This window comes from Arachidicoccus terrestris (assembly GCF_020042345.1).
Classification (GTDB): Bacteria; Bacteroidota; Bacteroidia; order Chitinophagales; family Chitinophagaceae; genus Arachidicoccus; species Arachidicoccus terrestris.
In genome coordinates this window covers 865,253-878,829 of record NZ_CP083387.1, presented here as the reverse complement: position 1 = coordinate 878,829, position 13,577 = coordinate 865,253, and the positions used below count along the sequence as shown (strand labels likewise).

Genomic DNA, 13,577 nt, shown 5'->3' with positions numbered 1-13,577 from the left:
TTCTATACCGTCTCATTAGGGGAAGGGACGGAAGGTTCCATTGCAGGTACCCCGGCTGCATTCATTTTTTTTGCTGGCCTTTTGGATAATACGCTATAGGCGATGATGGCACCAAGTAACATGCATATGGCACCGATTAAAAAATGCACACCCGGAAATACAAACGGCGCGTCATTTGATGTGAAATAAGCGAAACTGCCGTTCATAATGAGTGGACCAATAATAGTGGTAAGGCTCATCAGGCTGGTGAGCGAACCCTGTAGTTCTCCCTGTTGATTAGGAGGGACCTCCCCTGAAATAACAGATTGTAATGACGGGCCGCAGATGCCGCCCAGACAATAAGGGATCAAAAAGGCGAACATCATCCATCCTTCAGTTGCGAAAGCAAATAAGACCAGGCCTATGACGTATAATGTCAGGCCGACATAAATGCTTTTATTGTTACCCAGCTTCGGCACGACGATTCTTGTCAGGCCACCCTGAACGACGCCGATCAGTATACCCACCACAGCCAGTGAAATTCCCACCATTTTTTCGGACCAGTTAAAACGATATATCGTAAAGAAATTCCAGTTACTCTGCACCGCCTGGGCGCCCAGATAGATCAAAAAAAAGCTTAAAGCCAGTCCGCCGATTTCCGGATGATGTGTCAAAAATTTCAGTGAGCCAAATGGATTGGCTCTTTTCCAGTCAAATTCTCTTCTGTTTTCCTTTGGAAGGGATTCAGGTAAAAAGAAATAACCGTATACGCAGTTTACCAGACATAAGACGGCCGCTGCATAAAAAGGAGCTCTTATACCCCAACTGGAAAGCAAGGCGCCCAAAGCCGGGCCCAGTACAAAACCTAATCCGAAAGCAGCACCGATCACGCCAAAGTTTTTGGCTCTTGAGGTCGGATCAGGACTGACATCGGCTATATAGGCGGAAGCCGTGGTGAAACTGGCACCGGTAACACCCGCTACGACCCGTCCGAAGAATAATAACGCATAAGTTGGGGAAACGGCCTGAATAATATAATCAATGCCAAATCCCAGTAATGAAAGCAGTAAAATAGGTCTTCTGCCGTATTTGTCACTGAGGTTGCCAATGATCGGCGCGCAGATGAATTGCACGATCGCAAAGGCGGAAAGCAGGTAAGCGCCATAAGTGCTGGCTTCATTGACCGGAATATGTTTGAGTTCGGCCACCAGGTCTGCAATAACAGGTATGATCAGTCCCCAGCCCATACAATCGATCAGCAGGGTAATGAAAATAAAGCTGATGGCGGATTTTTTCGATAACGGCATAAAGAAAAATTATGACTACAAATCTAAGAGGATTAATCTGTTTTTTGCGAAAAAGTTTGGAATTTTTTGCATTTTTGCCAGCGAGTATTTTAAGGTTTATTCGCTAATCCTTGAAATGACCACCCTAAATCAAATAGAAAATTGCATATAAAATTGCTGATACATGGAGGATTGCCGTTATTTTTGCGTGAATTTTGCTTATTTTGTAGGACAAGTGAACTTTTCTTTTTTGCTAAATTCAAAAATTTATGATATCTGATAAGAAGATTACAGGGCTGGAGCCGGTTGCCAAACAAACGAGAACGGATGTAGTAGAAGCCCATTTAAGGGATTATTTGAAGAAAAAGTCATTTAAACCGGGAGATGCGTTGCCCAAGGAATTTGAACTGGCCGAGGCGCTTGGCGTCAGCCGAAATGTATTAAGAGAAGCGCTCAGCAGATTAAGGATGTTGGGGATGATCGAAACCAAGAAGAAAACCGGAATGGTGCTGGCAAGGCCCGATATCCTGGGGGCGTTTGAGCGGGTGCTGGACCCACTTATCATTGATAAAGACACCTTACAGGATATTTTTGAACTCCGGCTCGTACTGGAAACGGGTATGGCAGAGCTCTTGTATCTAAGGATGACTAAAAAGGATATTGACGAGCTGGAAAAGATCGCCCTGAAAGAAAAGAAATATAGTGACGCGACCTTCAGAATTGAAAATGAAATCGCCTTTCACGGTAAGCTGTATGAGATTTCCGGGAACCAGACGCTGAAGCGCTTTCAGATCATGTTACTGCCTATTTTTGATTATGTGGTAACGCTGGAAAAAAAGCCCATGAAAGGGGAGGTGGATCATCTGGGATTGGTCAGAATATTGAAAGAAGGCACCATTGAGGATTTTAAAAAAGGAATGAAAGCCCATTTGCAGCCCCATTTTGACCGGTTAAAGAACAAAAAATAACAAACATTAAAAGATTGCAAACCAACTTGCCGGTTCATACTCAACTTAATTATATTATTAACAAGGCTTTACGATTATATAGAAATTAAATATAAAGTTTTTGTTAAAGAACGCTTGTTTGTAATGTTTATTCTACCTACATTTGTTATGCCCTACATAAGGGCAAATAAACAAAAATCACATTCCTTTACCATAAATTGATTGTATGAAATCGTTAGGACTTTACTGTTTATTGGGAATGCTTCTTATTTTTTCCCAACCTGTTTTTGCCCAGGAGGGGGTCAGGATTCATGGCAGGATCATATCCTCCGTCACCCAGGCCCCGCTCGAAGGTGCAACTGTTCAGCTTAAGGACGTAGGCAGCCACACGCTGACCGATAGTACCGGTAATTTTTCACTTTCGGTCCCCTCTAATTCCCAGGGAATGCTGGTGGTATCTTTTGTAGGCTATACAAAAAAAGAAATTCCGCTCAGTGGTTCTGACGTTTATAATGTGGCGTTGGTACCCGAAGACAATGACCTGTTGGATGACGTGGTCGTTATCGGCTACGGGACGCAGTCCAGGGAGGCCGTTACGACTTCTATCTCCAAGATCAGCGAGAAGGAGTTTGATCATGCACCCGCGGCCAACCCGCTCGTACAGCTACAGGGGAAAGTTCCCGGATTATCGCTTCAGATATCTGACGGCCAGCCGGGCGCGAATCCGCAGATATTTATCCGGGGAGGCAGTTCCACCTCTCCGGAGGGGGACGCTCCGCTTTTTATCGTGGACGGATTTGTCGGCGCCGTTCGTAATATCAGCGATTTAAACCCCGATGACATTGCGTCCATTCAGGTATTAAAGGACGCGGCCTCGACCGCTATTTACGGGGCCCGCGCAGCCAATGGCATTATCATCGTTACCACTAAATCCGGCAAGGTCGGCAAGCCGAAAATCAACTTCAAGGTGACCTCCGGTATCGAACAGCAGGCAAAACGGTATGACTTTATCAGTGCCGCGGATTATATCAGAGTCAGCCGTGAGAATATTAATAATTACAGCTCTCCCGCCAATAAACAGAAGTATCTGGAAGGAGGAACGTACGGGATGTCTACAGGGAATCCGCGCAACAGCCGGCAAACCTTGGAATTTCTGGATGTGTATTTGTTAAATTACGGACAGCAGTATGTGGATTATCTTTTGAACCAACGGGGATGGGAAACCATGACCGATCCCGTTACAGGCCGCCAGCTGATTTTTAAATCCACGGATTTCCAGGATGTGACCTTTCAGAGAGGATTGAAAAAGGAGTATGATTTTAATGTCAGCGGCGCCACGGATAAATTTAATTACTATCTGGGCATGGGCTATCTGAACCAGGACGGTATTTTATATGGTACCTGGTATAAGAACTATACACTGGATCTGAAAGTCAGCTATAAACTAAATGACCGGGTAACGCTTAATTCACAGGTGGGTTATATTCACCGGAACAGTAACGGCGCCAGTAATTATAATAATACCCTGAGCCGCTCTGTCACCATGCCGTTTACTGAACGTCTTTATTATGAAGACGGGACGCCGGCACCCGGCGAGGTGAATGCGAGTTTCAGGAGCCGTTTACATGAATATTATTATAAAGACAAATACAGTGATAACAGCGTCTACAGGACAAACCTGCAACTGGGGGCGGAAGTAAAGATCATTCCCGGGCTGACATTTACACCCACTTTTTATTATTATTCAGGCACCAGCGACCAGAACCGTTTTGAAGCCTATAATGAAATTAATAAGAATAGGAATGCCGCAGCCAACCGGGATCTGATTAAAAATTTACAACTGGACGGCCTGTTAAACTATACCAGGTCATTTGGTCGCCATAACCTGAATGCGCTGTTAGGGACAAGTTACCTGGATCAGACCGGCAATACCATGCATGGAACGGGATACGGTGCGCCGACAGACAATATCCCGACCCTGAATGCCTCTAATCCGGAAACCCAAAGGGTGAGTACTGAAATGACTGAGGATAATATGATGAGCTATTTTGGCCGCGTCAATTACAACTATGATCTAAGGTATCTATTCTCTGCCAGCCTTCGCTATGACGGATCCTCAAAATTCTCAACGGAGCACAAATGGGGTATATTCCCCGGATTTTCCGCAGGGTGGAATATACACAGGGAGAAATTCTGGAAAGCGCTCGGCGCTTCTTTTATCAGCCAGCTGAAACTAAGGGGCAGCTGGGGTGAAACGGGCAACAACGAATTAAGCATCGGCAATTCCCAGGGGGCTTATTCTACCGGGACCGCCTATACGTATATGGGGCAGGCGGGGATACTGAATACGGCGGTTGCCAATCGTGCCCTGAAGTGGGAAACAACTACCTCATCAGATGTGGGCCTTGATATTGGCCTGTTCAATAACCGGTTAAGTTTAATGGTCGACTACTATTCCAAAGTGACCTCAGATCGTTTATATGACAAGCCACTGGACTACTCCACCGGATTCAGCAGCATCAAAAGTAATTTTGGTTCCATCAGAAGCAGAGGTATTGAGTTTGAAGTATCTGCGGATATCATTCGTTCCAAACATTTCCAGTGGAACAGTTCCTTTAACATCGCCTATAACCGTTCCATCGCGCTGAATTTACCTGAGAACGGACAGGATAAGAATCGCTCCGGCGGCAATATTGTATTTGATCCGAAACTTCAGAAGGATGTCTGGGTCGGCGGGTTTGCCGAAGGTGAAAGATATGGTGGCAGATGGGCTTATCACATGATCGGTGTCTATCCCACAGATGAGTCTGCTTTGAACGCGCCTTATGATGTATTTGCGAACGGACGGCAGAAAAAAGGCGGTGACGCGATCTGGGAAGATGTCAATGGTGACAATATCATCGACAATAAAGACATGGTGTTTATGGGATATATTCACCCGGACATTACCGGTGGGATGGTCAATTCTCTGAGCTATAAAGGATTCTCTCTGCGTTTTGTGGTAGACTATGCCCTGGGATTTGTGATCGATAACGGCTTTAGGGCAAAGGCCAATGGCAGCTCCAGAAATAATAACATGGCGCTCTCCGATGTACTGAGTGATGACATCTGGAAGAAACCGGGCGACATCGCGACCATTCCCAGATACACTGTTGAGAGTGACTGGGACTTTGGTTACCGCAATCATGTGCGGGATGCGCAAGGGATCGGTAACAGCGGCAATAACCCCAGTAACAATTCCCTCTATTATAAAAAAGGAGACTATCTGGCTTTTAGAGAAGTCTCGCTGGGCTATAACTGGGAGGCCAGGTTTTTGAAGAAGATCGCTGTCCAGCAGTTACAGTTGTTTGCCGGTGTATTTAATATGGGGTATATCACAGCCTACGACGGATTGACGCCTGAAGTATTTACAGGTAATGATCCGGGTCTCTATCCCAGGCCACTTGAATACAATTTCGGTATTAAAATCACATTCTAACACTGATATCGCCATGCGGGTGTGCCCAGGCTTTAGCGAAAATTATAACTGGCTGAATACACACCCTGCAGATAAAAAAAGAGATAAAAAGATTTTATTATGAAACAGATAAAAAAAATAAGCAAGCGCAATATATCCCGCTCCAGCCTGGCCGTAAGACGTATCGGAGGATATGCCTTAAGGCCCTTGCTGACGGCCTTATCGCTATGTATCGTCGTTATTTTCTCTGACAGCTGTACAAAGACATTGGAACTGGCGCCGGTTTCCTCTATTACCAGTGCCAATTACTGGAAAACGGAAGGAGATGTCTTAGGGTATATGATCGGAATCTATTCTAAATTCAGGTCGACGATGAACACGACGTTTTATATGGAGGATCGTGGCGACAGTTTTGACCCCGGTCTGCATCAGGGCATGAGCACCGCATGGACGCAGAACCTGACAGAAAATTCCGCGCCCAGCTGGGTGAATTTCTATAACCTGATCCACCACTGCAATCTGCTGTTAAAGTATGTGGATGGCATTCGTTTCGGGGATCAAAGTACAAAGGACCGGGTGATGGCGGAAGCCTATTTTATCCGGGCTTACACCTATTTCTACCTCATTCGCAGCTGGGGAGATGTGCCGCTGGTTTTAACACCTACTGAAAGTGATGACCAGCCCTTGCTTGCCCGCTCGCCTGCCACAGAAGTCATGGCGCAGATTTTAAAGGATATTCAGTCAGCCCTTTCTTTGTTTCCTGAACAGGGATATGTGAATAAGAGCCGGGCCTCTGCTCCGGCAGCTGAAGCACTCCTGGCGGATGCGCTGATCTGGAAGGCCAAAGTGCTGGGCGGCGGCGCAGCAGACTTGAACGGGGCGGTCGAGGCCCTGGATAAGGTCATACCTACGGCTTCTTTATTGCCGGACTTCAGTGATATTTACTCGACCGATCATCGCAACAATAGTGAAGTGGTCCTATCTATCTATTTCCAGAAAGATGAATCCGGCCACAGTTACGGATATTATCTCAAACCCAACGGCGCACTGGTTAATGACGCTGTCAACAAAGATGATATTCCCTGGGCGGAGTCGGCTGCCAGAAGCCAGTATGCACCGAGTGCCAGTCTGGAAGCGGCCTTCGATGTTAATCCGGCAGATAAGCGCAAGGCTGCTTCGATGGTGAAAGGTGTCAGAAGCGATGGATCCCTTGTGGGTGTATTCGACAACAAATTAAAAGGCACGCTCTATCCTGACGGGCGGATATTTGACTGTGATATCATTATCTACAGATTAGGCGGCTTGCTGCTGTTGAAAGCAGAAGCACTGGCTGCGTTGGGTAAAGTATCGCAGGCGCTGGTGCCGCTTAATAAAGTGCGTAACCGTGCCGGAACGGGTGACTATACCGGTCAGACGGACAAAAAGACCTTAGAGAAAGAAATTTTACAGGAGCGTTTCCGGGAATTATATGCCGAACTTAAACGCTGGCCCGATCTGGTCCGTTTTCACAAAGAAGGGGTTATTAATCTCTATCAGGTTGTTCCTGAATTAAGCGGCAAGCAGGTACCGCTGTTTTTCCCGATCAGCCGGGCGGCCCATAGTCTTAATCCAAAACTTGATCAAACTGAAGGTTATCCCGCATTCTAATACACGGGTAACTTTACAAAATTACAGATTATGAAAATAGTACATCAGACAAGAATAATTCGTTTTGACAGGGTCATCAGATATGGAATGCTGCTGTCCGGCTTGTGGCTGCTACTGGCTGGCACAGGGTGCCGGCGTGATGTGGCGGATCCGCCGCCACCGCCGCCTGCCGGTGTCGGCAACCAGCAGTTAGCCGCCAGCGTTGAAGCGGATATTTATGCCAAGAATACAGAAGGCTATAGCTGTTTCAGGATCCCGGCCATCATTGAGACAAAGAAGGGCACATTGCTCGCTTTCGCGGAAGCCAGAAAAGACAATTGTAAGGACAACGGGAATATTGACCTGGTTGTTAAAAGATCTGATGACGGCGGAAAGTCATGGAGCGGTATGACCATGGTCTGGGATGACGGCGGTAACACCTGTGGCAATCCTGTACCCGTGGTAGACCAGAGCACGGGCAATATTTATCTGCTCATGTCCTGGAATCTGGGCTCCGCTGATATTGGCGCGATTAATAACGGCACGGCAGAGCGGCGTCATGCTTATATGAGCCTTTCTGAGGATGATGGTAAAACCTGGAAAACGCCCGTTGATATTTCCGGTGACGTAATGGACCCTGACTGGGGATGGTTGTCCACCGGTCCCTGCCACGGGATTCAGTTAAAGCAAGGCGGGCATAAAGGCAGACTGGTGATCCCGGCCTGTTTTATTACCGTCGATAAAAACGCTTCCAACAGGACGGAATCCGCTTTTGCGATCTATTCTGATGACCACGGTAAAACCTGGCAGAAGGGCGCCTATGCAGACCCCAATGGATTTAAACCCAGTGAGTCAACTGTTGTGGAACTGCCGGATGGCAGGTTACTGATGAACAGCCGTTGCACGGGTAAGAATTACAGGATTTCATCGCTGAGTGAAGATGGCGGTGCCACCTGGAGTCCCATGATGGCGGAGTATCCACTGGTTGATCCGGTCAATCAGGGAAGTATATTAGGGTTTGAATGGGCCGGCACTTACATGCTGTATTTTTCCAATGCGGCCAGTAAGAAAAGAGAGAATATGGCCATCAGCCTCAGTAACAATAATGGCGCCAACTGGACGGCGCGCTATATTGTGGAACCGGGGCAGGCTGCCTATTCAGATATGGTCATTATCGGTAACGATCATCTGGGTATTACTTATGAGACAGGTGAGGTCAATCCTTATGAGAAGATTACTTTCCAATCCTACTTACTTGATTCTTTAAAAAATGATTATCATGAATAATGTTATAAAGAGAAATCATATCCCCGCTCTTGCTGCAGGGAAATGGGGTATCTGGCTGTTAATCGCCTGCCTGTTTTTTGCCTGCAAGAAGGAAGCCAAGGTTAGCGTCCCGGGGGATGCCACACCACCGACCCTCAATCTGGTGGCTACTCCAATGGAAAAGACAGCCGGTTATTATACGGTCAAACTTTCCGGCAGCGTAAAGGACGCCTATGGGTTAAAGACAATCCATATACAATGTGATTCTTTTTACGTTGACCAAACCATTAAGATCGCGCAAGACAGCCTGATTAAAGAATATACACTGGACAGAGTGCTGAAGGCACCGCTTAGCCGGCAAAAGGACAGCAGTGTGATCTTCATTACAGCAACCAATGTGTATGGCGGACAGGCCACCACTGAAATTAAACTCTCCGATATAGAAAAGCCCTCTTTTAAGACGCCGCTTGAAGATTATATCGTAGAAATTGAAAACGATAAAGCGGTACTCAATCTCGATATAGCCCTGCAGGACAACAGCGGACTGGGAGCGGTGGTATTGAAAGCACCGGACCTGTCCGTTGATGATTCAGTGACCATCAGCGGAAACGAATTTGATTTTAAAAAGACACTGGCGTTGCCATTGAAAAAAGGCAGTTTTCCGCTGACCGTTTTCGTATATGACGTGTCCGGCCTTATGACGCAGAAAACGGTGATGATACGCGTTTCAAGAAAAGTGCCTTACGCAGGAGACCTCCCATTATATGTCGCTCCTGCAGCCACTGGCGGTGATTTTTCGAGATACCTTTCCGGGATGCCCGGAAAAGTGACAAGGACAGGAGATTATGTTTATCAGGTCGGCTATTACGCACCCGAGGCAGGTACAGAGATATTCTTGCTTGGACAGAAATCATTTAACGGTTATCGCTTTGGACAGGATCCCATGGGCAAACCAGGTGATCTGACCTCCAGTGATCAGCATTCCCTGCCGATTACGCTGCCGGATAAGGGCTATTACGTTATAGATGTGGACACGAAAACAGAGTCGTATCAGGTAAAAAAGGTAACGCCGGATCCGTCAGAGGCCTGGGCGCTGCCTGATAATCCCCTGGCCATGGCCGGTGCTTTTTTCGATGATTATCCGGGTGCTTCCCGGCCAAAGGGGGCCGTGGAATGCACGCCGGAACCGGGCAATCCTTTCAGGTATGTCACAAAGGTTAAGATGCATCAGCTGGTGAGCTTTACGCTTACACCCAGGGATCCTGTAAATGACAAGTGGCTGTCGCCTTTCTGGCGCTATGACAGAACGCTTGACGGGCAGCTGATCCAGGGAAGCAGCGGTAAAAATCTATCCTATACGTTACCTGATCCTGATAAGCGCTACTGGATCATTATCACCTTTGACCTCCACTTGCAGACTTGCCTGGTGGAAAACGCCGGTCCGGCTAATTAACCGGTATATAAAAACACAGAAAGAGAGAAAGATAGACTATGCAACCTTTACAAAAGACCGATATCCGGGGCAATTGGGCCACTTTGTTATTGCCTGTTACAGAAAACGATGTGATCGATTTTTCAAAGCTGGAAGAGCAGCTGGACTTTCTGGTTGAAACAGATGTGAACGGGATTTATTCAAACGGTACTGCCGGCGAATTTTTTAATCAGACACCGGAAGAGTTCGACCGCATCAATGCCATGCTGGCTTCAAAATGTCAGAAAGCAGGGATGCCTTTTCAGATCGGATGCAGCCATCCCGATCCAATGGAAACCTGTAGGCGTATACAAAGGGCGCTTACCCTGGAGCCCGGAGCCATTCAGGTTATCCTACCTGACTGGGCGCCACCATCCATGGCAGAAGTGCAGTTGTATCTGGAAAGGGTATTGGACCTGGCAGGAAAGTTGCCGGTCGTGCTCTATAATCCGCCACATGCAAAAAAATGCCTGACAATAGAAGATTATGGTGCACTTCATGCCGCTGGCTTATTAAACCGGCTGGCCGGCCTGAAGGTGATAGGAGGAGACGCTGCATGGTTTGATAAAATAAGACAACTGGATCCTATGCTTTCCATATTTATCCCCGGGCATCATCTGGCCTCCGGTATCCAGAAAGGTGCATCAGGCGCTTATTCTAATATGGCTTGTCTGCACCCCGCCGTGGCGCAGTACTGGTACGAAATGACCCGGACGGATATGACAGGGGCGCTGGAACTCGAAGGGCGGATCCGCAACTGGATAGGAACCTATATCGAGCCCTTGCTGAAAGCTAACCGGTTTTCCAATATGGCTGCCGATAAAATGCTGGCGGCGATTGGCGGCTGGTCTGATACCGGTACAGCGCTCCGCTGGCCTTATATCGGATTTGACCGGGCGATGGCCTGCCGCTTAAGGGAGACGGCAGAGGCTATAATACCGGAATTCTTTGACGCGCATTTAAGGGCAGGAAAATGGAAAAACAAAAGTATAAAAGCTAAAGAAACAACGCATGATTCATAAAAGATATACTGTAGAAGATGGTTCGGTAAGAACCCAGAAAAGAAACCGTCCTGCTGTGTCTGTTAGAACCGGATGGCAAAAAGGCGTATTGGCTGCTACTGTCCTTTTAGTGACAGCCATGATGACACCTTCCTTTGGACAGTTGAAGAGCGGCATGACAGATGACAACGCTATTCAGTCGTCTGTACCGCCAATTAAGCTGGCTACCCTGGACAGCAGTATTGTCTTTGAACCGGATACCGGCGTTGCCGCTAAGACAGGATATGCCTCTATGCGCATCCCTGCTCTTGTAAGGACAAACAAAGGGAACCTGCTGGCTTTTTGTGAAGGCAGGGTCGGGACTTCCAGCGACTGGGCGGAAATGGACTTGCTGCTGCGCAGAAGCCTGGATGGGGGAAAAAGCTGGCAGCCGGCGCAGATTGTGGCGCCGAGAGGACAGGGACCTACCAGCAATGCGACGCCGATTGTCAGTAAAGACGGCACCATTCATTTGCTGTATCAGCGTGATTATGCCCACCTGTTTTATACAAAGTCAACAGATGAGGGCAAGACTTGGTCAGCTGCCGTGGATATTACGGCTACTGTCGATAAGATAAAAAACGTCTACGCGTGGAACGTACTGGCTCCGGGTCCGGGCCATGGTATTCAACTAAAAAATGGCCGCCTGATAGCGGCGATCTGGCTGGCGGCTTCACCCATTGTGAAACCTAAACGCAAACACGGGCCGAGCTGCGTGGCAACGATTTACAGTGATGATCTTGGGAAGAGCTGGAAAATGGGTAAGATCGTGGCAGATAATTCCAATGCCATTAAAAACCCTAATGAGTCCATGCTGGTGGAGCTGGCGGATGGAAGGGTGATGATTAATATGAGAACCGGATCAGATAAGCATCAGCGGGCGGTGGCTTATAGCCCTGACGGGATCTCGGATTGGAGCCATCCGGTTTTTGCGGCTGAGCTCTTTGATCCGATTTGTATGGCCGGGTTCATCAAGATGCTCCCACCTAAACGCCTGCGCCGTGTGGCAGGAAAATTTTCCCCCGGGAAAAGCTGGCTTTTGTTTTCCAATCCGGACAGCAGAAATATCAAAGGATATCCCCGCCGCCAGCTGACCCTTAAACTCAGTCTGGATAATGGTCAGCACTGGCCTGTCACTCAATTATTACAAAACGGTCCCGCTGGATATTCTGACCTGGCAACGGATGGTCGTGGCAACATTTATTGCCTCTATGAAACCAATACAAAGGCGAAGGGATGGAATTACAGTCTGGTGCTGAAAAAAATCAGCATCCGGCCCGCAAAAAAATAAATAATCAATGCGGCCGGCAGAGTTGGATGAATATGCCGTGAAAATGGATTTCATTTTACAGGACACTGGCCATAAAAACTCTTTCGACAAACAATAAAATTAATGTTGCCGGGGCATTTTGATTCACAGGTGGTTGATAAAAAATGATACCCGGCTTTAAACAAAACTTATGAAAACAGACGGATTAATTGCAGCCACTTTCGGATTCTATACACCTGAAGGAGATATTGATCTTGAACCCATCGGGGCCATGGTCGATCGTTTAGCTGCTCAGGGGGTGAGCGGGGTATTTATCTGCGGCACGAATGGGGAAGGCCCCAATCTGACCATCGAGGAAAGAATGGCAGTAGCAGAAACCTATCTCAAGGCGGCTAAAGGTAAGATGCTGGTATTTGTGCATGTCGGCCATGCCTCTATCCGGGAAGCCCGCAAGTTGGCTGCACACGCTGAGAAACATGGCGCGGACGCCATCTCATCGGTTTCTGCTTTTTATTATAAACCAGGCCAGGTTGACGTATTGGTAGACAGCATGGCGGCCATTGCCGCTGCGGCGCCGAACACGCCGTTTTATTATTATCATATACCTACGCTTACGGGTGTGGGACTTGACATGGTGGCATTTCTAGAGCAGGCAGAGCAGGCCATACAGAATCTGGCGGGCATTAAGTATACAGCTTCCACATTACATGAGTATCAGGCCTGTCTTAATTATAAGAATGGTCAGTACAATATACTCTTTGGATATGATGAGTTGTTGCTGGAAGCGCTGAGCGTAGGGGCCGGCGCTGCCATTGGGAGTACCTATGCTTTTGCCGCACCTATTTATGTTGATCTGCTGCACAAGTTTCGCCGAGGTGACCTCGAGGGCGCGCGCCGCAGGCAGCTGGAGTCGGTGAATATGGTGCGTTGCCTGAGTGGCTATCATTCCATTGCCGCACAGAGAGCCATCATGCATATGCTGGGCATCCCGCTGGGCCCCTGCAGACTACCCCTTCGTGAACTGACGGAAAATGAGTATCAGGAGCTGAAGCAGAAATTGGAAAATGCCGGTTTTTTTAAAGCACTGGAAGATGCCGGCCGCACTTTGGAGTTACAGGGGACCACGGGAGGACGCTCATGAGCATTTTTAACCAACCGGGTCGCAGGCGGCCACCGCATCTTACCATTAGAGGCGGTGCAGGGACCGCAGCGCTTATCTGCGCCCTGTATCTTCC

At 47.8% G+C, this 13,577-nt stretch carries 9 protein-coding genes; 8 read left to right on the top strand and 1 reads right to left on the bottom strand.

What is annotated here, in order from left to right; genetic code table 11:
* Positions 1-2: 2 nt before the first annotated feature.
* Positions 3-1,286 (bottom strand): TCR/Tet family MFS transporter, encoded by a 1,284-nt coding sequence (locus tag K9M52_RS03460; protein ID WP_224070673.1) that lies wholly within the window; start codon positions 1,284-1,286, stop codon positions 3-5.
* Between the two features lie 248 nt (positions 1,287-1,534).
* On the opposite strand from K9M52_RS03460, the gene K9M52_RS03455 reads away from it, so the two are divergent.
* From K9M52_RS03455 to K9M52_RS03420, 8 genes are all read left to right on the top strand, one after another.
* Positions 1,535-2,233: a FadR/GntR family transcriptional regulator gene (locus K9M52_RS03455; protein WP_224070672.1), complete on the top strand. Its 699-nt coding sequence runs from the start codon at positions 1,535-1,537 to the stop codon at positions 2,231-2,233.
* A 205-nt stretch (positions 2,234-2,438) separates the two neighbouring features.
* Positions 2,439-5,690, top strand: coding sequence for a SusC/RagA family TonB-linked outer membrane protein (locus K9M52_RS03450; RefSeq protein ID WP_224070671.1), 3,252 nt, complete (start codon positions 2,439-2,441; stop codon positions 5,688-5,690).
* Between the two features lie 99 nt (positions 5,691-5,789).
* Positions 5,790-7,316 carry a RagB/SusD family nutrient uptake outer membrane protein gene (locus K9M52_RS03445; protein WP_224070670.1) on the top strand — a complete coding sequence of 509 codons (1,527 nt, stop codon included), beginning with the start codon at positions 5,790-5,792 and terminating at the stop codon, positions 7,314-7,316.
* 30 nt (positions 7,317-7,346) lie between these two features.
* A complete protein-coding gene (locus K9M52_RS03440) occupies positions 7,347-8,582 on the top strand; it encodes a sialidase family protein (protein ID WP_224070669.1) in 1,236 nt (411 codons plus the stop codon).
* Entirely contained in the window at positions 8,575-10,014 is a 1,440-nt protein-coding gene (locus K9M52_RS03435) for a hypothetical protein (protein WP_224070668.1), read from the top strand. The genes K9M52_RS03440 and K9M52_RS03435 overlap by 8 nt, the downstream gene beginning before the upstream one ends.
* A gap of 38 nt (positions 10,015-10,052) precedes the next feature.
* Entirely contained in the window at positions 10,053-11,054 is a 1,002-nt protein-coding gene (locus tag K9M52_RS03430) for a dihydrodipicolinate synthase family protein (RefSeq protein ID WP_224070667.1), read from the top strand.
* Entirely contained in the window at positions 11,044-12,363 is a 1,320-nt protein-coding gene (locus tag K9M52_RS03425) for a sialidase family protein (protein ID WP_224070666.1), read from the top strand. The genes K9M52_RS03430 and K9M52_RS03425 overlap by 11 nt, the downstream gene beginning before the upstream one ends.
* Before the next feature lie 169 nt (positions 12,364-12,532).
* Positions 12,533-13,483 carry a dihydrodipicolinate synthase family protein gene (locus K9M52_RS03420; RefSeq protein WP_224070665.1) on the top strand — a complete coding sequence of 317 codons (951 nt, stop codon included), beginning with the start codon at positions 12,533-12,535 and terminating at the stop codon, positions 13,481-13,483.
* Positions 13,484-13,577: the final 94 nt, after the last annotated feature.

What these genes read in the sequence shown, in the direction of transcription:
- K9M52_RS03460 (WP_224070673.1), bottom strand. Translation starts at nt 1,286, where the DNA reads ATGCCGTTATCGAAAAAATCCGCCATCAGCTTTATTTTCATTACCCTG.
- K9M52_RS03455 (WP_224070672.1), top strand. Translation starts at nt 1,535, where the DNA reads ATGATATCTGATAAGAAGATTACAGGGCTGGAGCCGGTTGCCAAACAA.
- K9M52_RS03450 (WP_224070671.1), top strand. Translation starts at nt 2,439, where the DNA reads ATGAAATCGTTAGGACTTTACTGTTTATTGGGAATGCTTCTTATTTTT.
- K9M52_RS03445 (WP_224070670.1), top strand. Translation starts at nt 5,790, where the DNA reads ATGAAACAGATAAAAAAAATAAGCAAGCGCAATATATCCCGCTCCAGC.
- K9M52_RS03440 (WP_224070669.1), top strand. Translation starts at nt 7,347, where the DNA reads ATGAAAATAGTACATCAGACAAGAATAATTCGTTTTGACAGGGTCATC.
- K9M52_RS03435 (WP_224070668.1), top strand. Translation starts at nt 8,575, where the DNA reads ATGAATAATGTTATAAAGAGAAATCATATCCCCGCTCTTGCTGCAGGG.
- K9M52_RS03430 (WP_224070667.1), top strand. Translation starts at nt 10,053, where the DNA reads ATGCAACCTTTACAAAAGACCGATATCCGGGGCAATTGGGCCACTTTG.
- K9M52_RS03425 (WP_224070666.1), top strand. Translation starts at nt 11,044, where the DNA reads ATGATTCATAAAAGATATACTGTAGAAGATGGTTCGGTAAGAACCCAG.
- K9M52_RS03420 (WP_224070665.1), top strand. Translation starts at nt 12,533, where the DNA reads ATGAAAACAGACGGATTAATTGCAGCCACTTTCGGATTCTATACACCT.